Origin of the sequence: Enterobacter cloacae complex sp. 2024EL-00214, assembly GCF_043945575.1 — a bacterium.
Classification (GTDB): Bacteria; Pseudomonadota; Gammaproteobacteria; order Enterobacterales; family Enterobacteriaceae; genus Enterobacter; species Enterobacter cloacae_P.
Genome location: NZ_JBIMRC010000027.1, coordinates 22,461 through 47,338, shown reverse-complemented (window position 1 = coordinate 47,338; position 24,878 = coordinate 22,461). Strand labels below are relative to the sequence as shown.

At 44.1% G+C, this 24,878-nt stretch carries 31 protein-coding genes; all 31 read left to right on the top strand.

Going from position 1 to position 24,878, the window contains the following annotated elements:
• Positions 1-11: 11 nt before the first annotated feature.
• Positions 12-269: a hypothetical protein gene (locus ACHHZ6_RS22515; protein WP_044715147.1), complete on the top strand. Its 258-nt coding sequence runs from the start codon at positions 12-14 to the stop codon at positions 267-269.
• A gap of 327 nt (positions 270-596) precedes the next feature.
• The gene (gene ddp1 / locus ACHHZ6_RS22510; RefSeq protein WP_044715148.1) at positions 597-1,145 is read left to right on the top strand and encodes a DNA distortion polypeptide 1; all 549 of its coding nucleotides are present in this window, start codon (positions 597-599) and stop codon (positions 1,143-1,145) included.
• 2 nt (positions 1,146-1,147) lie between these two features.
• A complete protein-coding gene (mobP1, locus tag ACHHZ6_RS22505) occupies positions 1,148-2,308 on the top strand; it encodes a MobP1 family relaxase (protein WP_044715149.1) in 1,161 nt (386 codons plus the stop codon).
• 355 nt (positions 2,309-2,663) lie between these two features.
• On the top strand, positions 2,664-3,155 hold the full coding sequence (locus ACHHZ6_RS22500) for a transcription termination/antitermination NusG family protein (RefSeq protein ID WP_044715152.1): 492 nt from the start codon (positions 2,664-2,666) through the stop codon (positions 3,153-3,155).
• Between the two features lie 223 nt (positions 3,156-3,378).
• Positions 3,379-4,023 (top strand): lytic transglycosylase domain-containing protein, encoded by a 645-nt coding sequence (locus tag ACHHZ6_RS22495; protein WP_044715155.1) that lies wholly within the window; start codon positions 3,379-3,381, stop codon positions 4,021-4,023.
• On the top strand, positions 4,007-4,297 hold the full coding sequence (locus tag ACHHZ6_RS22490) for a TrbC/VirB2 family protein (protein ID WP_044715156.1): 291 nt from the start codon (positions 4,007-4,009) through the stop codon (positions 4,295-4,297). Before ACHHZ6_RS22495 ends, ACHHZ6_RS22490 begins: the two co-directional genes overlap by 17 nt.
• Positions 4,298-4,318: 21 nt before the next feature.
• Positions 4,319-7,078 (top strand): VirB3 family type IV secretion system protein, encoded by a 2,760-nt coding sequence (locus ACHHZ6_RS22485; protein ID WP_044715159.1) that lies wholly within the window; start codon positions 4,319-4,321, stop codon positions 7,076-7,078.
• A gap of 10 nt (positions 7,079-7,088) precedes the next feature.
• A complete protein-coding gene (locus ACHHZ6_RS22480; protein ID WP_231079277.1) occupies positions 7,089-7,835 on the top strand; it encodes a type IV secretion system protein in 747 nt (248 codons plus the stop codon).
• 9 nt (positions 7,836-7,844) lie between these two features.
• On the top strand, positions 7,845-8,102 hold the full coding sequence (locus ACHHZ6_RS22475; RefSeq protein ID WP_044715163.1) for an EexN family lipoprotein: 258 nt from the start codon (positions 7,845-7,847) through the stop codon (positions 8,100-8,102).
• An 11-nt stretch (positions 8,103-8,113) separates the two neighbouring features.
• Positions 8,114-9,169: a type IV secretion system protein gene (locus tag ACHHZ6_RS22470; RefSeq protein WP_044715165.1), complete on the top strand. Its 1,056-nt coding sequence runs from the start codon at positions 8,114-8,116 to the stop codon at positions 9,167-9,169.
• A gap of 239 nt (positions 9,170-9,408) precedes the next feature.
• Positions 9,409-10,137, top strand: a complete 729-nt coding sequence (locus ACHHZ6_RS22465) for a virB8 family protein (RefSeq protein ID WP_044715168.1) — start codon at positions 9,409-9,411, stop codon at positions 10,135-10,137.
• A gap of 4 nt (positions 10,138-10,141) precedes the next feature.
• Positions 10,142-11,071, top strand: a complete 930-nt coding sequence (locus ACHHZ6_RS22460) for a TrbG/VirB9 family P-type conjugative transfer protein (protein WP_044715170.1) — start codon at positions 10,142-10,144, stop codon at positions 11,069-11,071.
• The gene (virB10, locus tag ACHHZ6_RS22455; RefSeq protein WP_044715172.1) at positions 11,068-12,279 is read left to right on the top strand and encodes a VirB10/TraB/TrbI family type IV secretion system protein; all 1,212 of its coding nucleotides are present in this window, start codon (positions 11,068-11,070) and stop codon (positions 12,277-12,279) included. Before ACHHZ6_RS22460 ends, virB10 begins: the two co-directional genes overlap by 4 nt.
• 23 nt (positions 12,280-12,302) lie before the next feature.
• Entirely contained in the window at positions 12,303-13,334 is a 1,032-nt protein-coding gene (virB11, locus tag ACHHZ6_RS22450) for a P-type DNA transfer ATPase VirB11 (protein ID WP_044715211.1), read from the top strand.
• A 2-nt stretch (positions 13,335-13,336) separates the two neighbouring features.
• Positions 13,337-15,172: a type IV secretory system conjugative DNA transfer family protein gene (locus ACHHZ6_RS22445; RefSeq protein WP_044715174.1), complete on the top strand. Its 1,836-nt coding sequence runs from the start codon at positions 13,337-13,339 to the stop codon at positions 15,170-15,172.
• Positions 15,169-15,564, top strand: coding sequence for a cag pathogenicity island Cag12 family protein (locus tag ACHHZ6_RS22440; RefSeq protein WP_044715177.1), 396 nt, complete (start codon positions 15,169-15,171; stop codon positions 15,562-15,564). The genes ACHHZ6_RS22445 and ACHHZ6_RS22440 overlap by 4 nt, the downstream gene beginning before the upstream one ends.
• A gap of 4 nt (positions 15,565-15,568) precedes the next feature.
• Positions 15,569-15,907: a hypothetical protein gene (locus ACHHZ6_RS22435; protein ID WP_225622178.1), complete on the top strand. Its 339-nt coding sequence runs from the start codon at positions 15,569-15,571 to the stop codon at positions 15,905-15,907.
• 68 nt (positions 15,908-15,975) lie between these two features.
• A complete protein-coding gene (locus tag ACHHZ6_RS22430) occupies positions 15,976-16,179 on the top strand; it encodes a hypothetical protein (protein ID WP_044715181.1) in 204 nt (67 codons plus the stop codon).
• Positions 16,180-16,184: 5 nt separating this feature from the next.
• A complete protein-coding gene (locus ACHHZ6_RS22425) occupies positions 16,185-16,520 on the top strand; it encodes a hypothetical protein (protein WP_050886236.1) in 336 nt (111 codons plus the stop codon).
• Entirely contained in the window at positions 16,517-16,987 is a 471-nt protein-coding gene (locus tag ACHHZ6_RS22420; RefSeq protein ID WP_044715183.1) for a thermonuclease family protein, read from the top strand. The genes ACHHZ6_RS22425 and ACHHZ6_RS22420 overlap by 4 nt, the downstream gene beginning before the upstream one ends.
• 14 nt (positions 16,988-17,001) lie before the next feature.
• On the top strand, positions 17,002-17,775 hold the full coding sequence (locus ACHHZ6_RS22415; protein ID WP_044715185.1) for a hypothetical protein: 774 nt from the start codon (positions 17,002-17,004) through the stop codon (positions 17,773-17,775).
• A gap of 11 nt (positions 17,776-17,786) precedes the next feature.
• On the top strand, positions 17,787-18,443 hold the full coding sequence (locus tag ACHHZ6_RS22410; protein ID WP_044715189.1) for a hypothetical protein: 657 nt from the start codon (positions 17,787-17,789) through the stop codon (positions 18,441-18,443).
• Between the two features lie 2 nt (positions 18,444-18,445).
• On the top strand, positions 18,446-19,102 hold the full coding sequence (locus ACHHZ6_RS22405; RefSeq protein WP_050886235.1) for a hypothetical protein: 657 nt from the start codon (positions 18,446-18,448) through the stop codon (positions 19,100-19,102).
• 1 nt (position 19,103) lies between these two features.
• Positions 19,104-21,425: a type IA DNA topoisomerase gene (locus tag ACHHZ6_RS22400; RefSeq protein WP_044715191.1), complete on the top strand. Its 2,322-nt coding sequence runs from the start codon at positions 19,104-19,106 to the stop codon at positions 21,423-21,425.
• On the top strand, positions 21,425-21,634 hold the full coding sequence (gene hha, locus ACHHZ6_RS22395) for a hemolysin expression modulator Hha (RefSeq protein WP_044715194.1): 210 nt from the start codon (positions 21,425-21,427) through the stop codon (positions 21,632-21,634). Before ACHHZ6_RS22400 ends, hha begins: the two co-directional genes overlap by 1 nt.
• An 18-nt stretch (positions 21,635-21,652) precedes the next feature.
• Complete coding sequence (locus ACHHZ6_RS22390; protein ID WP_044715196.1) at positions 21,653-22,108, top strand: H-NS family nucleoid-associated regulatory protein; 456 nt, start codon at positions 21,653-21,655, stop codon at positions 22,106-22,108.
• A 48-nt stretch (positions 22,109-22,156) separates the two neighbouring features.
• Entirely contained in the window at positions 22,157-22,426 is a 270-nt protein-coding gene (locus ACHHZ6_RS22385; RefSeq protein ID WP_044715198.1) for a hypothetical protein, read from the top strand.
• A gap of 210 nt (positions 22,427-22,636) precedes the next feature.
• Positions 22,637-22,870 carry an antirestriction protein ArdR gene (locus ACHHZ6_RS22380; protein WP_044715201.1) on the top strand — a complete coding sequence of 78 codons (234 nt, stop codon included), beginning with the start codon at positions 22,637-22,639 and terminating at the stop codon, positions 22,868-22,870.
• Positions 22,871-22,872: 2 nt separating this feature from the next.
• The gene (locus ACHHZ6_RS22375; RefSeq protein ID WP_040080118.1) at positions 22,873-23,691 is read left to right on the top strand and encodes a SprT-like domain-containing protein; all 819 of its coding nucleotides are present in this window, start codon (positions 22,873-22,875) and stop codon (positions 23,689-23,691) included.
• Between the two features lie 110 nt (positions 23,692-23,801).
• A complete protein-coding gene (locus ACHHZ6_RS22370; RefSeq protein ID WP_040080119.1) occupies positions 23,802-24,062 on the top strand; it encodes a hypothetical protein in 261 nt (86 codons plus the stop codon).
• A 536-nt stretch (positions 24,063-24,598) separates the two neighbouring features.
• The gene (gene dqlB, locus ACHHZ6_RS22365; RefSeq protein WP_000609145.1) at positions 24,599-24,694 is read left to right on the top strand and encodes a DinQ-like type I toxin DqlB; all 96 of its coding nucleotides are present in this window, start codon (positions 24,599-24,601) and stop codon (positions 24,692-24,694) included.
• Positions 24,695-24,878: the final 184 nt, after the last annotated feature.

Genomic DNA, 24,878 nt, shown 5'->3' with positions numbered 1-24,878 from the left:
TTGGAGGTTTTATGACAAAGCAGGAGTTTTTAACTTTTATCAGTGATCAACAAAAAGAAGGTGCGGTTCGTTTTTCCCTTGCATTCAACAGTAAAGGTGAAATAGTCATTCACTGGACGAATAAAGAAGGGCTGAGGGTTTGGAGAGTTTTAACCGGAAACAGAGGGAAAAGACCAAGCCACGCAAACAGGGAAAGAATGAGCAACTTACGCCGCTGGTTGTGTGATGCCCGTCAGGGCATGGTAGGCGACACACCAGACCCTGAATAGTTTCACACGTCATGAATCGCCGAAGCCCTCCCGTTTGCGGGAGGTGCTTTTTTATATACTCTGCAAGACAGCGCTTGCGCCCCCTGCCAGACCGTTCGCGTAGCGAACCTTATCCCACATAGCTCACAGCCATTGAGATGTTTCCGGTCGTAGACAAGCGAAACCTTCAGCCATGACAGCCCTTCAGTTTTGCTTTTTCCTCGACGCTGAAGCACAATTCAAGACTAGTGCTAGATCAAAGCGATGCAGGATAGGGCAAACGCCGCAAAATGCTAGCATTTTACTCGTTTGCCCGGTGACCTACAGTCGGTTCTTGTTGGAGGATTTATGAAGCAAATTAATTTCAGACTAGAAGAAAAACAGCATGATAATCTACTTGAATGTCTGAAGGTTATTTATCCAGATGAGCCTGGTTTAACTGTTGCTAAAGGCATGAAATTGCTTGCCAGTGCTTTACTTAAAAGCAAAGTAACAGAAGATGATAATGATAACTTTATGCCAGATACTAATGATTTTATCAAAACTACAATGTATTTAACAATGAAACAGCGGAATAAAATAGAAAAAGCCGCAAAGCGTCATGGATGGACTTTGTCCAGAGAGTGCCGCTACCGTATTCAGACCACCTTAGATAATGAACTGGATTTCTTTGATCAAGAACTTCTTATGATGAATCGGTGTCGCAATGCTATCGATAAAGTAGGCCGGAATTTTCACTACATCATCCTTAATGATCAGGCAAGAGTTCTTGATAAAGATGGGTTCTATCAGGATGCAGAAAAGCTTGAAACAGAAATCATTAATCTTAAAAGTGAGTTTGAAAACTACATAATGTTATGCAAAGGTCGAACTGTATCTAATAAGGTGGAGGTGTAATAATGGGCGTTTCCGTTGATAAAGAATACCGGTTCAAACGTAAATCCTCTGAAGCTGGCCGCAAATCTGCTTTTGCCCATAAAGTGAAAAATGGTGGTAAGAACTATCAGCGTAACGTACAGGAACGTATCAACCGAAAGGGTGCCAGTAAGGAAGTGGTTGTAAAAATATCAGGCGGTGCAATCACCCGACAAGGGATAAGAAACAGTATTGACTATATGAGCCGGGAATCAGAATTGCCCGTGATGAGTGAAAGCGGCCAGGTATGGAAAGGTGACGAGATACAGGAAGCAAAAGAGCACATGGTAGATCGTGCAAACGACCCTCAAAATGTAATGAACGATAAGGGTAAAGAAAATAAAAAGGTGACACAAAATATCGTGTTCTCACCGCCTGTCTCTGCAAAAGTGAAACCAGAAGACTTGCTTGAGTCAGTCAGAAAAACGATGCACAAGAAGTATCCAAACCATCGCTTTGTTCTTGGGTATCATAACGATAAAAAAGACCATCCTCATGTTCATGTTGTTTTCCGTATCCGTGATGAAGATGGAAAGCGTACCGATATAAGAAAGAAGGATTTAAGGGAGATTAGAACTGGTTTTTGCGAAGAGCTAAAACTTAAAGGTTATGACGTTAAGGCAACACACAGGCAGCAGCAAGGACTTAATCAGTCTATCAGGGATGCTCACAGTACCGCTCCTAAGCGACAGAAGGGCGTTTATGAGGTTGTGGATGTTGGTTATGACCATTACCAGCATGATAAAACGAAGCCGAAGCAGCATTTCTTGAAACTGAAGACCCTTAACAAGGGGGTTGAAAAGACATACTGGGGGGCTGATTTTGGCGATCTTACATCACGAGAAAATGTTAAGAAGGGCGATCTTGTTAAGCTTAAAAAACTCGGTCAAAAGGAAGTAAAAATACCTGCACTTGATAAACATGGTGTTCAACATGGCTGGAAGACAGTCCATCGTAACGAGTGGAAGCTTGATAATCTTGGTGTTAAAGGTATCGATAGAACCCCTTCATCAAGTAAAGAACTGGTGCTTAACAGTGCTGCAATGCTTCAGAAGCAGCAGCTCCAGATGAAACAGTTCATCCAAATCAAACAAGCGATGCTCCAGAACGAACAAAAGATGAAGATTGGTATCAAATTAGGATAATTTCAAAAGCACTTGTAACTCATTGAATAAGATCGATTTATTTTATCACGAACTCCATTTTAAAGAAAAACCAACTACAGCTTAAAATTTTAGTTAAGTCATCTGTGAAAAGATCCCATCACGATCATTTGATCTGTCTTTTGTAATATATAAAGATAAATCATCTTAATATTGTTATTTTTGCAGCATAAACAAAGTGCGATATGAAGTTATGGCGATCGAAAGATCTACTTAACGAATTGAAAGCAGCACAAGTAGCTGATAAAGTCACTTCGAGATTAAAATTTGTCCTTTTTCTTTTTCTTATCCACTTCGGGGTCATCCGAGTCGAGAGAGCGCATGAAAGGAAAAATCTATGAAATGGTACGTTTTGCAATTTACTACGACGAGGTTTGCTGCTGTTTTCTCCCATCTTGAACAGCATAACTTTTCTTACTACTGCCCTATGATTTCAGAAAAGTATCGCCGCCCGGATAAACAAATCTCGTTCAGAGAAAGGCTGTTACCACTTTTCCCAGGGTATCTTTTCATCCAGGCCGATTTTGAAAAAATTCACTCATCTACTATCACCGCATTACCTTATGTTCAGCGGTTTATTGCTTTTGGTGGAGAGCCGTTACCTGTACCTGATGAGGAAATATTTAACGTACAACAAGGAGAACGGAATCAACTTAGCCATACTAACGCCCCCCGTTTGGTGGAAATAATGCTGATGGATGATCCAAGGAAGAGAAGTATAGCCATGCTCAACTACATCACAGAAAAAAGCTTAACCCACAAAATGAAACGGAAGAAAAATGACTGTTACCAGAAAAAAGACTTCAAGCAAGCGCAAGCCTCAACGTAATACCCTCTATCTCCCTTCTGACGTTCGTGATGAAGTTGAGCGAATCGCTGTTGAGATTAGCTACCGCCGGGGAAGGCGTATTTCTGACTCTGGTTTTGTGCAGTATCTCATTAAAACATGTTCACAAAAGGCAATAGATGAACTCATAAACGGTGCCGATATCGACTCCGAAGAGTAATCGTTCTGCCGATCTGTTCCGTGCTGTTCTGGCCGGGAGTAATCAATGTTATCTACCTCAGCTTTTATCGCGCTTGCTATGCAATGCGCCGCCAGCGTTCATCCTGATACTGCTCATGAAGTTGCAAGGGTTGAATCTGGCTTTAATCCTTATGCTATAGCCGAGATTATACCGAAAGGTGAGCGTAAGCCCGGTGATAGTGGCGTAATTTCTTATTTCCCAAGTTCTAAGGAGGATGCACTAAGCATAATAAAAAAAATTGAAGCTAGAAATCACCGTTATTCAACGGGTCTTATGCAAATAACAAGCACTAATTTTTCTAAATATGGCGTCAATGCAGAAAAACTTTTCTCGCAGTGTACAAACCTTACCGTATTCGAAAAAATCATGCTTGATTGCTATCAAAGGGGAGGGAGTTTAAAAAACGCTCTTAGTTGTTATTACTCTGGAAATTTTGTGACGGGGCAAAAATCTGAATCAAATTTTAATAATACGAGCTATACGCAGCGTATTGGTTATAGCCGTCCAGACAACAAAAAGGTATGGGCTGTTCCATCGGTTAAGGATGAAATAGGAAAGGAGACTGCAACACAGGACATTACGCGAAAAGAAACTACTGTTTATCCAAAATATGCCATGCGTGGCACCGTATCAGATGAAAAGGAAACAAACGATGTTGAAACTGAATAAACGTTACTTAACACTCACTGTCTTTATGGCTGCCTTAATGCTTTGTGTTGCGGAACCAGCTTTTGCTGATGATGTATCTACAAAGACTACCGGTTTTTTACAAAAGATCATTGATTTCCTTACTGACTTGAGAAAACCAGCAATCACCATTATTTGCTTAGGTATTGCATATATTGCGCTGTTTGCACGTCAACATATGACATGGATTTATCCTCTGATTATCGGGATGATTATCTTTATCATTGCTCCTTACGTACCGGACTGGTTGTCATAAGTTAATCTCAGGGGCGTAAATATGAGTACTCTTTTTAAAGGGCTGACACGCCCCGCTTTAATCCGGGGGTTGGGCGTTCCGCTCTACCCCTTCCTTGGAATGTGCCTTATTTCTGTATTACTTGGTGTATGGATTCATGATGCAATGTATGCACTCATATTGCCAGGGTGGTATGCCATCAAGCGAGTAACACAGATCGATGAGCGTTTCTTTGACCTGCTTTATCTACGAACTGTAATCAAAGGTCATCCCTTGTCAAACAAACGCTTCAGTGCCGTCCATTATGCGGGGAGCCAGTATGATGAAGTTGATATTTCCAGAGTGGACAATTTTATGAAGCTGAAAGACCAGTCTTCTATTGAGGAGCTGATACCGTACTCTTCTCATATCACAGATAATCTAATCGTCACAAAAAGCCGTGATTTGCTGGCTACCTGGCATATTGACGGCGCTTACTTTGAATGTGTTGATGAGGAGGATCTGACGTTACTGACAGACCAACTCAACACGCTTATTCGAAGCTTTGAGGGTAAGCCTGTGACGTTCTACACACACCGTGTTCGTGTAAAGAAAGAGGTTCAGTCTTCATTTAACAGTAAAATCCCATTTGTTAACCGGGTTATGAATGATTATTACCGTTCTCTTTCTGAGCCTGAATATTTTGAAAACAAACTTTATCTGACAGTCTGTTATAAGCCTTTCAATGCTGAAGATAAAGTTTCACATTTTCTTTCAAGGAATAAGCGGAATAAAAATATTTTTGATGAACCCATTAACGACATGAACGAAATTTGTGGCAGACTTGATACTTATCTGTCCAGGTTCCACTCTCGCCGTCTTGGTTTGTTTGAAGAAAATAGCAAGGTATTTTCTGACCAACTTTCCCTTTTTCAGTATCTGCTATCCGGGAAGTTTCAAAAGGTAAGAGTAACTAATAGTCCTTTTTATACTTATCTTGGCGGTAAAGACTTGTTTTTCGGTAACGATGCAGGGCAAATTACAGCTTCTGATCACGCCAGATATTTCCGGTGCATTGAAATAAAGGATTACTTTCAGGAGACGGACGCCGGAATTTTTGATGCGCTGATGTATCTCCCTGTTGAATATGTCTTTACATCGTCTTTCACTACGATGGATAAGCAAGCCTCCATCAAGGCGCTGGACGATCAGATTGATAAGCTTGAGATGACTGATGATGCGGCTAAATCATTGCTGGCTGATTTGCATGTTGGTCTGGATATGGTTTCCAGTGGTTACAACTCTTTTGGTAAGAGTCACCAGACGCTGATTGTTTTTGCTGACACGCCGGAACGTCTGGTTAAAGACACCAATATAGTGACCACAACCCTTGAAGACCTTGGGCTTATTATCACATATTCGACCCTGAGTCTTGGGGCTGCGTATTTTGCTCAGTTACCGGGTAATTATAACTTGCGCCCTCGCTTGTGTACCCTTAGCAGTCTTAATTTTGCTGAAATGGAAAGCTTCCATAACTTCTTTACAGGGAAAGAAAAAGGGAATACCTGGGGTGACAGATTAATTACCTTGCGCGGTTCTGGTAATGATATTTATCACCTCAACTACCATATGACCACGGAAAACCAGAATTTCTTTGGTAAAAACCCAACGCTGGGACATACGGAAATTCTTGGGACATCAAACGTAGGTAAAACTGTCCTTTTAATGACGAAAGCATACGCCGTACAACAGTACGGTGCGCCGGAGTCCTTTCCGTCTAACCGAAAGGTCAGGAAACTGACCACTGTTTTTTTTGATAAAGACAGGGCGGGTGAAGTCGGCATTCGCGCTATGGGAGGTGAATATTACCGGGTTAAGGGTGGCGCACCGACCGGGTGGAATCCAGCGGCTCTGAAGCCAACCAAGCGTAACATCGCTTTTATGAAGGATTTGATAAGACTGATTTGTACGCTTAATAACAATACCCTGGATGATTACCAGAACGGCCTGATTTCAGATGCAGTTGAGCGTTTAATGGCAAGGGAAGATCGTTCATTCCCTGTCAGTAAACTTATTCCGCTTATTCTTGAACCAGATGATGCAGAAACTAAGCGTCATGGTATCAAGGCTCGTCTTAAAGCGTGGAAACAGGGAGGTGAATACGGCTGGGTCATTGATAATCGCACAGATACTTTTGACGTATCCAATCTGGATGTTTTTGGTGTTGATGGTACGGAATTTCTGGATGATAAAGTTGTTGCCCCGGTAGCTTCGTTTTATCTGATTTATCGCGTAACAATGCTGGCCGACGGCCGACGACTCATTATTTATATGGATGAGTTCTGGCAGTGGCTGAACAACGATGCTTTCAGGGATTTCGTTTATAACAAACTCAAGACTGGACGTAAGCTGGATATGGTGCTCGTTGTCGCTACGCAGTCGCCGGATGAGCTGATTAAAACGCCGATAGCAGCTGCTGTTCGTGAACAGTGTGCCACACATATCTATCTTGCAAATCCTAAAGCCAAGCGTGGGGAATATGTCGACGGCCTACAGGTAAAAGAGCTTTATTTTGACAAAATTAAAGCTATTGACCCGCTTTCGCGTCAGTTCATGGTGGTCAAAAACCCACAGCGGCAGGGCGAACGCGATGACTTTGCAGCCTTTGCAAAGTTAGATCTGGGTAAAGCCGCTTATTATCTCCCGATTTTAAGTGCTTCTACGGAGCAGCTGGAGCTGTTCGATGAAATCTGGAAAGAAGGGATGAAACCGGAAGACTGGATTGATATCTATCTTGAACGTGCCAATCGTGGAATTAATTAAGGTGAATATGATGAAAAAACAATTTCTGGCCGCAACGCTCATCTGTTGCTCGGCAAGCGCCTTTGCTATAGGTAGCGGGGTGATTGTGCATGATGCAAAGTCAGCGTTAGATACGGCGGCGCAGTGGGTAAAAGAGGCCAAACAGTGGGAGAACGAGCTTACGGCCTATAAGGACGAGCTGTTAACGAAAACAGGTATCCGTGACGTTCAGGGGCTGGTTCAGGACGCACAGTCTGTCAGTAAGGAACTAACACAGATTTACGACCAGGGTAATGCATTTATCGATGACTACATTAAAAACCCTGATGCTGTGCTCTCTGCGCAGGCTAAATCGCTGCTTTCCGACTACAAGGTAACGGATACCTGTAAAGGGCTGGGGTACACAGGTAACCAGGTTCGGGGATGTGAGGCGACATTCCTGTCCCAGTTGGCAGGGGTTGAGTACGGTAATCAGCTTGAAGAAAAGCTGCGTACCGACAACCAGTCGATGAAAGACCTTATCGATCAGGTTAAAAACGCGAAGGACACTAAAGCTACACAGGACGCGACTAATGCTGTCTCTCTGGAGAACCTGAAGTTCGAGAAGCTCAAATTTCAGTATGAAATGTATCGCGATAAGCAGCGCGATCTTGCAGAATACAAGATGAAGATGTCGGAGGCTGCATTCCAAAAGAAACAGTTGGATGCAGTCAATGCGGATACACCAATTGTTGATTATAAGTCAGCGTTTGATCAGCAGAGCTATGAAATGAACTGAGGAGGAACTTTGAAAAAATATGGAGTAGTTGCAGCGTTAGGGCTTACATTCTTTCTTGCCGGGTGTGAAGAGGTAAAGTCTGTAGACTGGTGGCAGTCTCACGTAGACGAAGCAACTAAAAAAGTAGCTGAATGCAAAAAGTCTGGTAGTGATAGTGACAATTGTAAAAATGCTAAAGAAGGTTTGTTTAGATATAAGCAATTGCATCCTAAGCACATTGACATTAAAGACGCATTCAAAGATGTTTTGGGTAAAGAGGGAAGTTAAAAGGAGCCATTATGGCAACTTCTAGGTTTTTCCAAGCCGCCCATGACGTTATTGTTAAAGTTCTCGACCAGTCTTTGACTGGTCAGTTAGATAACTTTTCTTCAATAGCGTATCAATTGGGTAAGTATGGTATTTCTATTTATATATTGTGGTATGCCTATACAGTAATTGTAGGGAAACAGAAATCTCATGTTCAGGATTTTATCTGGAATTTATTTCGTTTTTGGCTGATCCTTGTTTTTGTCAGGAATATGGGCGGTTGGCTAGATAGCGCTAATCAGGCTATAGATGGACTAAAGGAAACATTTGCAGGAGGTGACCCTTGGAAATGGGTTGATGAACTTTGGGAAAAAGTTCAGCAAGTTGCAGCATATCTTATGTCAAAAGATACTTCCACGTATGTTAAAACAGACGGCGCTATTGCGGCGATATTAACATATGCTGGCGGTATATTAGCGCTGCTATTAACATCTATAGTTTATCTTGCTGCTGAAGTTACACTTAAAATGCTAACTATTACTGCGCCATTGTTTATTGTTTGCCTTTCTTTTGGTTTTTTAAGGCAAATGTTTAATAGCTGGCTACAGTTAATATTTAGCTCATGTTTTATATTTCTGTTTTGCGGTTTGGCTATTAAAGCGGGAATGACTTTCCTTAATGGCATCTTGACCATATCTATAGCAAATGCAGACGAACTAAATCTCATCTCGACCGGTGCTCAAGCCGGGGTTGCGGGTGCATTCATGGCCTGGATTATCTGGCAGGCCAAAACCTATGCTTCACAGCTCGCAGGTGTTGGCGTTGAGGGGGCATTGCAGGGGGCTGCTGCTATGGGGATAGGTGCTGGCGTATTTGGTGCTTCCCGCATGGCGCGTGGTGCTCTTGGCATGGGGAGAAACGCAGGTATTGGCGCATGGAAGGGCATTAGTCGTCAGAAAGGGGGGCTTGGTCAGTCTCCGGGAATGTCCGGTAAGCTGGGTAATCTGACCGGGCAGGGGTTAAATATTGGTGCAAAAAAACTGCGTAGTGCCGCAATCGAAATGGCTAAGAAGAAATATGGAGGGTAGGTGAATAATTTATTATATATGGTTATTTTCATCTTTTTTATTACTGCCTGTTTGATAATGTCTTTTTTTACCAGTTAATCCCACTCTACTTTCTCACTCATCTTTAATCTCAGGTTTTACTATGAAACTAATTATCACGTTTTTCGTGACACTTTGTCTGTTTGGTTGTCAGGCGTCACACAAACAACCTCCGGTTTCCGGGAAAAGCGAACCTGTTAATTCAGCAGAGGTAATGCGCAATGGGGTTTAAAATTCCACAATTAAAACTGCCCGGTTTTAATAAGAAAAAAGAAGTAACGGACTCTTCAACCACATTTGAAGAGAAAAATGTAGTGTTACAGGAGAAAATGAACCGCATATATAAATTTGGTGGTATTGCTGGGATGGCCGTTGGTGTGTTGTCGCTGCTTGCCCTGAATGGTGCGCTTCCGTTAAAGAGTACGGTTGTCGAGGCTTATCTTATTAATGGTGTCACTGGCGTTGCTGAAAGACTGACTTCTGTTAAAAAAGAAAATCTCTCTGAAAATGAAGCGCTGGCAAAATACTTTATCACTCAGTACGTTAAACGTCGCGAAGGTTATAACTATTTTAGTCTTCAGCATGACTATGATTATGTATTGCTCTATAGCGCTGAAAATGTGGCAACTGAATATAATGCTCTAATCAATAGCAGTAATTCACCTAAAGTCATTTACAGAAAAGCTGAAAGAACGGCTACCGTGCAAGATAAGCCGTCTGTCATTATCAGCCCGTCATCCCGTCCTGATGATAAGGATATGGGGGCATATGTTCGCTTTAAACTAACCGTCAGGGATGTGGCGACAGGCCAAAATAATGATGAATACTGGAATATCCGGCTAACTTACCGGATTGAGCCACAGGTCGAAATGGCATCGGGTGAACGTAATAATAATCCGCTCAAATTCGTTGTAACCAGCTACGTTCGCGATAAAGAAGTTAAAGGGTGAAAATATGAAAATAAGAAAAGGAGCGTTAGTAATTGCGCTTCTGATGGCTGCGCACATTTGTAATGCGGCAGTACAGCCATCGGGAAGCCGCTTCGATCCACGAAACCAGATTGTCAGTTATAACCCTCAAAATACGACTGTTATTAACAGTGCAGTCGGCTATACAACCACACTGGTATTTGATGACGACGAAACTGTTATCAGTGCCAGAACAGGCTTCCCCCAGGGATGGTCGGTGAATAAAGAAGATAATCTTGTTTATGTCGAAGTGAAGCCAGTTAAACAGACGGTGCAGAACAACAACACGGACGAGAACGGAAAGCAGTCATCTGAAGTCGTTAACGTGGCTCTTGACCCTGAAACCGATCTGGAACGCTGGCGAACAAACCTGTTTGTCCGTACCACAAAACGCAATTACAGCATGGAGCTGAACGCCCGGACGTTTCGCCAGCCGGATAAAATTGCTTTTGTTGTGAATTACCAGTACCCGCAGGAAAGGCGTAAAGAGCAGGCCGAGATCGAGAAAAAAAGGATTGAGGCTTACAACAAGCGACAGGAAGAAAAAACCATCAACAACGCGCTTGAAAATGCCAAATCTCCGCGCAACTGGCAGTACTGGAAGCGAGTTGCTGAAGGTAGCCAGGATATCAGCCCGGATTATGCATATGACGATGGCCGTTATACCTGGTTTGGATTCAGCCCACTGAAGAAAATCCCGAGTATTTTTGTCATGAGCGGCGATCAGGAAACCCTGACTAATCCGGTAGTGAAGAAAAGCAGCAGTTTTACCGTTGTGGGTGTGCCTGTAGACCAGCGTTTTGTGTTGCGTATCGGAAATCAGGTTGTCGGGGTTGAAAATCGGGGCTTTGGCAAAGTCCGGCTTCCGGCAGGAGACACCGTATCTCCGAAAGTTGAAAAAGAGGTGATCCAGTGAGCGAACAGGAAAATAAAACTCTCACCGCCGTTGAAATTGAGCGGGAACTGCGCGAACGGCGACAGAAAGAGCTTGAGCAGGCCGACAAAACAGATAAAGAGGAGGATTCAGGACGGCCAGCTAACAGCCTGGGCATCGAGAAGCTTAAAAAATCACGTAAGGGGCTAATCATCATTGTGGCCGCCTTTGTTCTGCTGGCTGCTGGGGTATCCGTCTATTATGTCCCTTCCATCATCCGTTCAATGTCCAGTAATGACGAAAAACCAGCCAGTAGTGATGTGGCTACGGGGTCGGTGAAGCGTCAGACCGGGTTAAGCGATGACGTTGACCCTTTTAATTCTGACCAAAAGACGCAGGGCGGGCAGGAAGAGAAAAAAGGGGATAACAACAGCGGGAAAGCTGAAGCAGCGCCAGAAAGCGTACAGCATAACTTCAGCCGTGCGCTTGATGTGTCTTATGGTGGCAGTAGCTCTGCGGCATCGGGAGGTTCCGGCAGCGCCTCAACACAAACAGCCAGTGAAACCAAAGGTGGAGGTAATACCAGCACGACACAGGAGGTCGAGCCTGTTAATGCCGGAGCGCCCGTATCGCTGTCGAAAATTACCAGGGTTCCCTATGATCCCAATCTATTTATTCCAGAAAATACGGGCATACCCTGTTCACTGGACAGAAAGTTTATCTCTGATCTCGCAGGAAAACTGGTCTGCACGGTTAATTCTGACATTTACAGTGCCAACGGTAATGTAAAACTCATCGAAAAAGGAACTGCCGCCCATGTGATTTATAAAGCCGGTTCCCTTCAGCACGGTCAGGGCGCTGTATTCCTTATGGCGACCAAACTGAGAACACGCACTGCACCGTTTATCGATATTCCGCTGATTGATACACAGGCGGCTGGGCCATTAGGTGAGGCCGGAGCGTCAGGCTGGATTGATACGCATTTTTGGGAGCGTTTTTCCGGGGCTATGATGGTTGGCATGATCCCCGATGTGGCTCAGTGGGCGAGTGGAGCCGCTAAAAACAATAAGGATAACCAGACGGACTATACCGCAAACAGCCGACAGGCTTTTGCTGATATCGCCCGTGAAGCCTTTTCTAACAGTGTGAATATTCCACCAACGCTTTATAAAAATCAGGGGGAGATTATTACTCTGATTGTCGGTCAGGATCTGGATTTCTCAGGTATCTATAAACTGAAAATGCGATAAGAGGTCAGGTAATGCAGGGTGATATTAATACTGAAAATCGCCATATTGTTTACGATATCGTGAATGATTATTTTCATCAGTGGCTAAATAGTGTGGAGGGTTTAACCGAGATTGCCGTAAATCGTCCCGGTGAACTGTTTGTTAAAGTCAGGGGTAAATGGCAGCAACACCAAACGAATATGACTTTTGGTGACTGTATGTCATTTGCTGGGGCAATTTCTGATTATCATGATGGGGGTTCTGTTACGCCAGAATATCCATTGCGCTCTGCCACGCTCCCCCTTGGGGAGCGCGTACAGATTGTCATCCCCCCGGCAACGGAACGTGAAACGGTATCAATCACAATTCGTAAGCCGTCCAGTGTTTTTATTGACCATGAAACATTCGTTAAACAGGGTTTCTACTCGAAGCTAAATCAGGGCGCTGATTTCAGGAATAAAGAGGACGAATTATCTTTAATGTTTAAAGATAATCGTTTTGAACGGTTTATTCCTGAATGTCTGGTTAAAGGTAAAACGATGGTGTTCTGTGCCGGAACCGGAGCCGGGAAAACCACGTTTGCAAATGCCTGTCTGCAATACATCCCTCATCATCTGCGATGTGTTTCAATAGAAGATACTGATGAGGCAAAATTCCGTTTTCATAAAAACCATGTGAAGCTGTATTACCCGTCAGAGGGTGAAAGTATCGTTGTTAACTCGGCCTCTCTACTACGTTCTGGTTTTCGTATGAATCCAGACAGGATACTGATGACAGAAGTTCGTGGCGCGGAAGCCTGGGATTTTCTTAAAGGTTCAAGTTCCGGCCACGCAGGAAACATAACCACGGTACATGAAAGCACGCCTGAAGATGCTGTGCTTGGCCTTGTTCAGCGGTGTTATATGAACCCGGAATGCCAGAATCTGCCCTATAACATTATACTGCGAAGGGTTTTGAGCAACGTCGATGTAATCATGAGTATTAAGTACATTGATGACGAAGATCTACGCTTTGCATCGGGTATTTACTATCGCGATATTCACTTTCAGGAATACTTTGAAAAGCTGAAGGAGTGATCATGTCTCTTAAACTCCCTGATAAAGGGCAGTGGCTCTTTATCGGTTTTGTTATGTGTCTTTTTACGTATTATGCAGGTTCTGTTGCTGTCTACTTTTTTAATGGTAAAACGCCACTGTTCATATGGAAGAACTTCGACTCTATGTTACTCTGGCGACTCATGACAGAAAGTAATATACGGTCAGATATCAGAATTACGGCAATGCCCGCTCTTCTTTCTGGTTTAGCTGCCTCAGTTATCGTTCCCGTTTTTATTATCTGGCAATTGAATAAAAAAGATTTTTCTCTCTATGGTGATGCGAAATTTGCCAGCGATGATGATTTAAAAAAATCAAAGCTGCTAAAATGGGAGAAAGAGAATGACGACGATATACTTGTCGGCGCTTACAAGGGAAAATATCTCTGGTATACGGCTCCTGATTTTGTTTCGCTGGGTGCAGGTACACGCGCGGGTAAAGGTGCTGCAATAGGAATTCCTAATCTTCTGGTAAGAAAGCACTCTCTTATTGCTTTAGACCCAAAACAGGAACTGTGGAAAATCACCAGTAAAGTTCGCGAGGTGATTCTCCAGAATAAAGTTTTTTTGTTAGACCCCTTTAACAGTAAAACGCATAAGTTTAACCCGCTTTTCTATATTGATTTAAAAGCTGAGAGTGGCGCTAAAGACTTACTGAAGCTGATAGAAATTCTGTTCCCGTCTTATGGTATGACGGGAGCCGAAGCCCACTTTAACAACCTTGCCGGGCAATACTGGACTGGCCTTGCAAAACTGCTTCACTTTTTTATCAATTACGCTCCTGACTGGCTTAACGAATTCAATCTTAAACCCATTTTCTCAATCGGTTCTGTTGTTGACCTTTACAGCAATATTGATCGGGAAAACGTACTGGCTAACCGTGAAGACTTTGAGGGGATAGCGGGATTAGATGAAACGGCATTGTTTCACTTACGGGATGCATTGACGAAAATCCGTGAGTACCACGAAACTGAAGACGAACAGCGTTCAAGTATCGATGGTTCATTCCGTAAAAAAATGAGTCTGTTTTACCTCCCTACCGTCAGAAAATGTACTGACGGTAATGATTTTGACCTTCGCCAGCTGCGCCGGGAAGATATCTCTATTTATGTTGGCGTGAATGCGGAGGATATGTCCCTTGCCTATGACTTCCTGAACCTGTTCTTTAACTTTGTCGTTGAAGTCACATTGAGGGAAAACCCGGATTTTGACCCAACGCTTAAGCATGACTGTTTAATGTTTCTAGATGAGTTCCCTTCAATTGGTTATATGCCGATTATTAAAAAAGGTTCGGGGTACATTGCAGGCTTTAAACTCAAGCTTTTGACGATTTATCAGAATATCAGCCAGCTTAATGAAATCTACGGTATAGAGGGAGCTAAGACTCTGATGAGTGCGCACCCTTGCCGGATTATCTATGCTGTCAGTGAAGAGGATGATGCTAAAAAGATTTCAGAGAAGCTTGGTTATACAACCGCTAAGTCTACTGGTTCCAGTAAAACGAGCGGTCGTTCGACATCAAAAAGCAATTCCGAAAGTGACGCTCAACGCGCTCTGGTACTTCCACAGGAGCTGGGAACGCTGGAGTTTTCAGAGGAGTTTATCATCCTGAAGGGTGAGAACCCTGTTAAAGCCAAAAAAGCCCTTTACTACCTTGATTCGTATTTTATGGACAGGCTTATGCTGGTAAGTCCGAAGCTGGCTGCTTTAACGTCCAGTCTTAACAAGACAAAAAATATCTTTGGTGTTAAGGGGCTTAAATACCCTTCAAAAGAAAAAATGCTTTCCGTAGGTGAGCTTGAATCTGAGGTTTTATTATGAAAAGAATAGTGCTGGCTGGTTTTGTCTTTCTTTCTGCCTGTTCATCACCTCCTGAACCCCCACAGGTTGACTGGAAGAAAAACCCGGAAACAATGAATTCACAGTTAATGGACTGGCAACCTACTTTTACGGTAATTAAATCTGACCGTGTTAATTCATCCTGGGTAAAGGTTATAAAAAACTTTACTCCTGAGAACCGTCTTTACGATGATGCGGTTTTCTATGCTGTTGCTCATTCAGACTCAATTATTATTGAAAGTAGCCGGGGTGAAGACTTCTTTACTGCAAAAAACTGGCTTAGGTCTAACGGTGCATATGGATTAATCCAGTACCGATATAAGCGTGATGAATTTGGTGTTAAATCCATCAATATCTATCTTCAGAAAGGATGACATTATGAATGTTCGCAATGTGCTTATAGTTCCGCTCGTTCTTGCTGTGTTGACAACGCCTGCTTTAGCCAAAAAGCATAACCACACTGACGGGTTAAACCAGACGGGTGATCCATGTGAATTGTTAACCTGCATGGCCGGAAAATTACAGGGGGATACACAGCCAGCCTGTCAGACAGTTAATCAGCGCTTTTTCAATGTCCGGGTTTTTACCCCCTACTATAATCCTGAAGCCACAGCAAGGCTTAGGCAAAGTATCTTAAATACCTGTGACGGCGCTGTAATCAATAAAGACAATCTGGAAATGATTATTCAGCGCTATGGTCGCTCATTCCAGGAATAACGATAACCCCGAAAATTTCAGATTTTAATCTGAGGTTTGCGGGGTTGAACAACCGAAGGACGTTAGTTATGGATAAAATGATTTTAAAAATGTCACGTCATAATATTCAAACAGTAACGGTTACTCAGAATCTAAGTGATTTGAAAAATACAGGTAATGAGACAGTGAATGCGATTATCGAAAACTGTACCGCTTACATCTCTCTGGTTAATTGCAATGATAAAATTTTTCTGGATGAATGTGACGTTGAGAAACAGGATAAAGAGGATTAAAGATTATGGTGAGGATTATTATGGGATCAGCAGCAGGAAGAGTCAGTGATATTCTGTTTATTTTCATAGGATACTCTAAAAAGGTTGCCTCAGTGTTTACTCGGCTACTCTTTTTTATGGCTTGGTTCCCTGTATTGGTTTATGGGTTTTATCGTATCGCCGTTATCTTATGGGGAAGTACATCTGAATCTGAATACTATTACTTTGAGCGTTTTTTTAATTATACAATTAATTTGTATAGCTTGATTATTCCTATGTTGGTAGTTGTTGGTGTTTCAATCATCGTGATTTTCTCACTGTTTAAGATAGGAACTATCATGTGGGAGGAAAAGAAACGATGAAGTGTTTTCTTTATGCTTTTTCTCTTTTTGTAGTCGTGCTTCCAGCTACGTTGTGTGCAGCAGAAATTCAGGGAAAAGTTATCCGTGTGCTCGATGGTGACACCATCGAAGTATTGCAGGATAAAAAGCCCGTCAGGATTCGCCTGGCAAACATCGATGCACCGGAAAAGAAACAGGCTTTCGGGCGCTGGTCAACCAATCAGCTTAAAGGCCTGGTTGCAGCGCTGCCCGTCACGGTGACGTATACGCAGACAGATCGCTACGGGCGCATTATCGGGCGTGTGTTCACGGCGAACGGCACAGAGGCCAACCGCTTTATGGTGCAATCTGGTGCAGCATGGGTTTACGACAAGTACAACAGCGATAATTCATTACCGGCTCTGCAAAGGGCAGCACAGGAACAAAAGCGCGGCCTGTGGGCTGACAGTCAACCAGTGCCGCCGTGGGAATGGCGGCATAGTAAATAAAGAGGAATGAAACGATGATGACTGAATCCGATAAAGAACGTTTCAATAACCGTTTATGTGTTGGTAACTTGCTTGTAAGTGCAGATGTTTATGTTACACCAGGCATGACAGAAAGCGCGGCTGAGGTAAAGTTAATCGTCCCTAACGATGATTATCAAAAGGCAATGGATTTGTATGATCGTATTTGCCAGTTTGCTTTGCTTCATGGTGAAGATTTACAAGGGTTGTTCCAGACAGACAGATATTACTATATGTCATGTTTCGTGCGTGATATTGAAGCATTTAAGAAAGAATTTGAAAATGAGGAGGAGTTAAACCCTTTATTCAATCATGATAAGGGTGAAACGGCTGAGTTTCTTATCAGTTTCCCGGAGAAAGCTAACTATGATGATAAGGAACCAGTTAAACAATCCTTTCTGGAAATCACACAAAAACATGTCGATTCATTAGATGAACTTACATGGGGTAATTTTGAACACAGAGCATTCACTGGCGGAACGGTAGGTTTTGGCATCAATCCCCATACAATGGAACGCATTAACTTTGATGATGAGCGTGACAAAATAACAAAACTATCTCGTAAGGATTTCGTAGCGTCTAATCTCACTGATTCTTTCGAAGATGATTTTTATGTCAATCCTTTGTTCAATAAAGCAGAACAAATTGGTGAGATTGACGGTTATTCCGTTTTCTTCAATCCCAGGGGTTTTTATTTTTACTGGAACAAAGAAACCGAATACCTGCTTGAAAGCTGGCTGACGTTTCCTGCTTATCCGTATGGCTGGTAAAGGAGCCAATAATGAAAGTGAGTTCAATAAAGACGGTTTATGATTTTATGCGTTACTGCCGTATGCCGCTCTGGTTTCAGCGTTCAATCAGGGATATGAAAGTCGGTGACACCTTCATTCTTGGAAAATACACGCAGCCTGTTTCTCACGACAGTGATTCGTTTTGTGTACCTCCGCGCTATTCAGCTTGTCTGGATGGTAGCGAGGCTTGCTTCGTTGCGGAGGCGTGGATAGAAAAAGAGCGCGGGGTATACTCTTTTTACGCTACATGGACATTCCCGACAAAACCAGAACGTGCGCATGTTATGACATTTGGGGAATTCAGAATCCACAAAGGCGGCATTATAGAGTTCGATAATAAAAACGTTGAACCTGACGATAAGAACCATACGGTAAGAAGTTTCGCGCTTGTATCTCGTTATCTCGCGCATATGCTCAACTGCATGTCTGATGAAGATAAAAAAGTCTATTTTAAGAATAACAGTTCTCCTTTATTCAATGGTGTATGGCTGGATAGTGATTGCAATGAAAGGAGACAGCGTGCCGTAGAAGTTGATGGGAAAATTAAACGAGTATGGATTAATTACAAAGATTATATGCCAACGCATCAACTTTCCGCAATTGTTGAAGCTGCCTTTGCTACTGGCGCACTTCAGCTGGAGGATTAAAAATGGAACATGATAAGAAAACAGCACAAGACGCCCTGAAAAAATCGCAAGGGCATGTTCTGGTTCATGGGAGGACGGGGACAGGAAAAAGTAAACTACTCGAAGAAGCAACTATCCCCGATTCGCGTTACTTTGACTTTTCAAAAATGTGCGGTGCAACATGTTATCCAGACTTGCATTTCCTTTGCCGTACTAATGAAGATATTTACTTGGATCATATTCTGGATGCGAAGGAATCCACTGTCATTCTCGATAGTGTAGAATTTCCACAGAACATAAATGATTCATTTCTGTATGATTTTTTAAAAATCATGAGCGCCAGAGGGAAGCGAGTTATTGCTGTTGCATTTACTTCTAACACTCTGGAAAACTTTAAGCCAGTGTTTGAGTATGAAATAGAAACCCGGCGATTAGAAGATGGTTCTTTCACCTGCACAACAACGAGTAAAACAGGCAGCGTGGAGTCATTATTGAAAAACCGATATGTCTGGGAGGATGATGACAATGAAGATACTTTTTCATTAGCAAGGGATGTCAGTGACCAGCTATCAATAATAGTTAACGCCTTTGACAAAGATAATGCACAAGAAATTATTGTTGCGGCAGCGGGCGAAATTCAGTCCTTAGTACAAAAAGATTGTATTGACAGGAGCCATTAATATGAGACTTTTTATTGCTGAAAAACCATCATTAGCAAAAGCGATTTTCGAAGGATTAGGTGGCAACCCTAATACGGAGAAGAAAAACGGTTATTTTGAACACGGCGCTGATGCTGTTACCTGGTGTTATGGTCATATGCTTGAGCTTTATGACCCGCAGGATTATGACGAAAAATATGCTAACTGGCGATTCAGCGATTTACCGATTAAAGCCGTTTATCCACCCACGTACAAACTAAAACCTGAATCTGAAGCACAGACCCGCATTATTCTGTCGCTGATAGAAAAAGCCGATAGCATTGTTCATGCTGGCGACCCCGACGATGAAGGGTGTTTACTGGTTGATGAGATTTTAGGTTATGCCGGAAACAAGAAGCCCGTCCAGCGGCTGCTGGTTGCCGATCTCAACCTTGCGCCAGTGCAAAAATCGCTGGCAAACATGCAGCCTAACGAAAAATTTCGCGGCATGACAGATAGCGCTTTGGCACGTTCTCTGTGCGATCAGGACTTTGGTTATAATATGACGCGAGGCTGTACGCTCAAAGGCCGTGAGAAGGGATATGACGGTGTTCTGAACGTTGGTCGTGTACAGAGTGCGGTTCTCGGACTGGTGAACATGCGCACGCTGGCAAACCAGAATCACACTGAAAGCTTTTACTACGATGTTTTCGCCAGTCTGAAGATGAACGGGAATCATATTAAGGCGAAATATCAGACAACGGACGGCGATCAGATCGACGATAAAAAACGCCTGATTTCAGAAGCACAGGCCGCGCATATTGCCGAACGGGTAGCGGGTAAGGACGCTTTCGTGACGATCGCGACAACTAAACCGGAAAATACCAAACCGCCGCTGCCCTTGAACTTGTCCACGCTTCAGCAACTTTGTGCAAAACGATACGGTTATACGGCTAAGGAAACGCTGGATGTGATGCAGGGGCTGTATGAAACACACAAGCTGCTGACCTATCCCCGCTCTGACAACCGCTATCTTTCAGATGAGCATTTTTATCAGGCCGGGGATATTGCAGTCGCTATCGCGGCCACAATGCCGGAACTGGCGTCGGCAACCGCAGATATGGAGAAGGAACAAAAGCATAAAGCCTTTAACGCCAGTAAGATCGAGGCACACCATGCCATTATTCCGACGACGAAAAGCGGAGCCGGTATTCAGCTCAGTGAGAAAGAGCGGAACGTCTATAACCTGGTGGCCGTCTATTTCATTGGTCTGTTTTACCCGGATGCCATCCGTGACAAAACAAAAATTCACTTCGATATTAAAGGTGATACCTTCACGGCCACACAAAGCGTTCTGATACAAAAGGGCTGGGAAGCGCTGGGTAAAGACAATGATGAAGAGGACGATGCCGAAGATGCCGGAACGGGCGGTTTTGATTTATCGACTCTGAAATTTAATGACAGCGGCCTGTGTGAGTCGGCTGACGTGGACAAGAAAAAGACAACTCCACCCCGCTATTTTACGGAGTCAACGTTACTGGCCGCGATGACCAGTGCGGCAAAATTTATCGATGATCCGGCTCTGAGAAAAGCGCTTGAAGCCAAAGACGAGGGGAGCAGTGACCGGGGCAGTATCGGCACAGAAGCTACCCGTGCGGGTATCCTTGAAAAACTGGCTGCCAATACCGGGCTTATCTCGATAGAGAAAGAAAAGGGCTACTCTGAGTTGGTATGGAAAACAACAAAACAGGGGCAGGAGTTCTGCGCTGCTCTTCCGCCTGAAGTGATTAAACCCAACATATCGGCAATATGGGCTGAAAAACAGGCGCAAATCAAATCCGGCGAACTGACCGTTGAGGATTTTATCAGAGACAACGACGATTATATTCGCGGTTTAATCGACGATCTGGATAAAAACGGGATTAACATTTCGTCTAATGCCACGCCCTGCCCTGTCTGTAGCAAAGGTTTTCTGCGCAAACGTAAGGGGCAGAATGGCTTTTTCTGGGGGTGCTCATGTTATCCTGAGTGTAAAACATCATTCCCGGATAAAGATGGAGAACCTGTTACAGAGAAACAGGCTTCTGAGGGGGCAAGCGCCCGTCTTGGTGTCCCCTGCCCTTCCTGTAACAAAGAGATTTTAATCAGGCCAAAAGGCTTTTTCTGTACGGGGTGTGAGTTTAAAATCTGGTCTGAGTTTTCCGGCAAGAAACTGACACAAAATCAGGTTGAAACGGTGATAAAAAAAGGTAAAACCAGCGAGATTAAAGGGTTTACCAGCAAAGCCGGGAAAAAATTTGACGCTGTAGTTACCTTGCAGGATAAATCTACAGGCAAACTTGGTTTTGAGTTCAGGAAAAAATAATGGTGAAAACCAGACAAGACTGGCTTTTCCAGTTAAGAAAGTGCCAACACCGGGAAACCTTAGAGAAAGTTATAGAAAAAAATGAACGCAGCCTTACCGCTGGAGAGCTGGTAACATTTTATTCTGCTGCTGATCACCGATTGGCTGAGATAATCATGAATAAACTGTTTGATAAAATCCCCGCATCAGTCTGGCAACACGTCAGATAACCCATAAAGAGAGGAACTATGAGCGATAATGAAACGTTTGATGCAGCCCGAAGACTTCTGACGAATATTCGTTCTGTCCGTGTCTTTGCGCGTGAAACGAGCTTTGAGCAACTGCTGGAAATGCAGGAAAAGTTGAACGCTGTTATCGAAGAGCGGCGAGAAGATGCTGAACGTGAAGCCGCAGAACGTCAGGAACGTGAGAAAAAACGTCAGGAATTGCTTCAGCTCATCGCTGGGGAAGGTTTTTCTCCTGAAGAGTTGCTTGGTCTGACCGACGATGCGCCAAATGCACGTAAGAGTAAATTGCCGAAAGCACCGCCAAAGTATCAGTTTGAAGAAAATGGCGAAGTTAAATTCTGGTCTGGCCGTGGACGTTCGCCAAAACCGATTGATGAAGCGTTAAAGGCTGGCCGTTCTCTGGACGATTTTCTTATCAAGAAAGAGCCGTCTGGTTCTGCTGACGATAAACAGTAACTTTATAAGCCCTCCAGGTTGTGCGGAGGGTTTTAAGGAGATTAAAACGTGAGTGACTTATCACCCTACAAACAAATCATCCCGGCAACAGACTGGTATTTCAGGCATGATAATGTCCCCGGTGAGCATGGCGAATCGACCGTATACCAGCTTGCTGCATGGGCGCTAAAAGAAAATGGGGATATTGTCGGACTGGTGACTGTTCGCGATATCGATACAGGGCATCCTAAGCTGGTAACGCCGCCTCCAGTTCCCGGAGATTACTTGCATAAAGAACAGCTCACCGATGATGAAAAAACGTGGGCGAAAAAGCGTTGAGTCGTTTCCCCCCTCAAGCCTCTGTACCGGAGGCTTCCTTAATCCTGCCAGCAAAGATACCTTCTGCAGCTGATGCGGTCGCGCAATAATGCCAGCATAATTCCTTTCTCGATGCCAGTCGGCGACCCAAAATGCCAGCAAAAATGATTGCATTCGGTTTCGGGCTACTATATTTTATCTGTATCGTACAATACAGATAAGGGTGAGCATATGGATCATGTCGGAATAGCAAAGGTATGGCGTCAGCGGAATCAGGAACATGCTGATTCCGGTGTTGTGCTTATATGGGATGGCGAGGCGTATGGCTGGAAAAACGTTCTCCGCGATCCACAGCATGAACGCCCAGGAGCAATTGCCGTCGATGCCGAAGGTAATATGTTTATTGCCGAGGGCGGGAATGACTATGACGGCGCTAAATGCTGGGTAGTCTTTCAGGAGTCCTGATAATGACCAGAGCCACAGAACGCGCTTACAACGAGCTACAGCAGGCGTTTGATTTCTACAATCAGAGGCTGTTTAACGGCGAACTTCCCGACTGCCTGATCACCTTCCAGCGCGGTAAAAACACGATGGGCTATTTCAGCTTCAGACGTTTTGTTGCTGCTGATGGCAGCGGCAAAATGATTGATGAGATTGCCCTGAATCCTGAGTATTTTCCGGCATATCCGCTTATTGAAGTTATGCAGACTCTGGTTCATGAACAGTGTCATATGTGGCAATTTCACTTTGGTAACCCTTCCCGCAAGACGTACCACAATGCGCAGTGGGCGGCCAAAATGGAAAGCATCGGACTAATGCCCTCTTCCACCGGGAGACCTGGTGGCGCGAAAGTCGGCCAGAAAATTAACGACTATCCGATCCCCGGCGGTCGCTTCCAGCTTGTCACACTGGAACTGTTTCAGGGGCAATTTGCGTTGAGCTGGTTTGACCGCTTCCCCGTTCAGGTTGAACAACAGAAAGACATGACCGCCGTTATCGAACAATGGCGGGAAACGCTGGCTCAGGCGCATCAGAATGCAGGCTCCGGCATTGATATTGAAGCGGTGCTGTCAATGGCTCTGTTACCGTCAGTGACGCCACAGAACGGGAACGCAGATTCAGAAGTTATAGCCGGGAGCAATACGTCCTTTGTTGCGGCGTTTGAGGACAAGCCTAAACGGAACAAGGCAAAATATCAGTGTCCGGGGTGCGGTGCTGCTGTGTGGGGTAAGGCCGGGCTGAATATCCATTGCGGAGATTGTGAACAAGCTTTCAGAGAAAGCTAAGTGCCAGCAAAATTCTACGACCGCAGCAGTTGGCCATCGATTTTTTGCCAGCAAATCTTTCTTCCGGATTCGTGCCGGCGTGATAAAAATGACAGCAAAAGAGGTTTTCTATGGGGCATTACACCATCAGAACAAATGACGATGAAGATCAGGTTATCAGAAAGGCGCAGGAGGTTACCGGAATGGCGTCAGCCAGTAAAGCCTTTATGACAGCCATCCTTGAGCTTCAGCGTAACAGAGACGAGATAACGCAGCTCAGGCGCTCACTAGCGCAAGAAAAAGCGCGGAGTCAGGAGCTAGTATCATCGGTGAATCAATTCCGTTCCAGCCTGAATACTATGTTCGAGCTGGCCGACAACGGCAAAAGTTAATATCATCAGTTTTGTCAGGGCGTAGTTGGGGGCTTTCTTTCACGGGGGATGGCGACGCTTCAGTTTAAAAAATCGGGATTAACCTCCCTTCACTCGAACTCAGATTTCACGTAGCGCACGCTGTTTCAGACGCAAAAAAGCCCGACTGGTGAGATCGGGCTTTTTTGTTTTCCGGTTCGGAGTTGGTGCTCTGGCCGGGGAAGTCACTCTACATCTAACACCCATAATATTATGGCACTTGACACAGGCTGTCCAGTGGCAGTTGACACAAGTTGTCAACTGACTGAATTACAGCATGAGTTTCGCCAGCAGATCGGTATAATTGCGGGGTTAGCTCTGTAAGTGGCCTCCCTGCCCTTCCCCGTTCCGGCGGGTATGAATAGTTTCAAAAGTCCTGGCTGAACAAACAGGTGGTGCTGTGTTTGGTGCTCTGGCAGGAGGAAGTCACTCTACATCTAACAATGCGAGAGAACCGTTGTGACAGGCAGTGTATGAGTAAGCAACGGTGATTTCCTCCAGCTTATCTGGAGAACCGGATGATTAATCTGTTAATCATCGTTCTTAGAGCGGTAGCGGCGCTGGCAAACGCGCTGATTGCTATTCTGGAACTGATCCGCCAGTTCATCGATTGATGAATACGGAAACGTAACTAAGGCTGGGGGCTAACCACCTCCGGCCTTTAATAAAAACATCGTTTAGTTACAACATTCATCTGATGCGCATAACCCCCCCCACCTAACCTTTTAGGGGTCAGTTTGGAGATCGGAAATTTTTGTACGTTAAGCGCATTATTTAACCAATCTTGGTTCGTAAGGG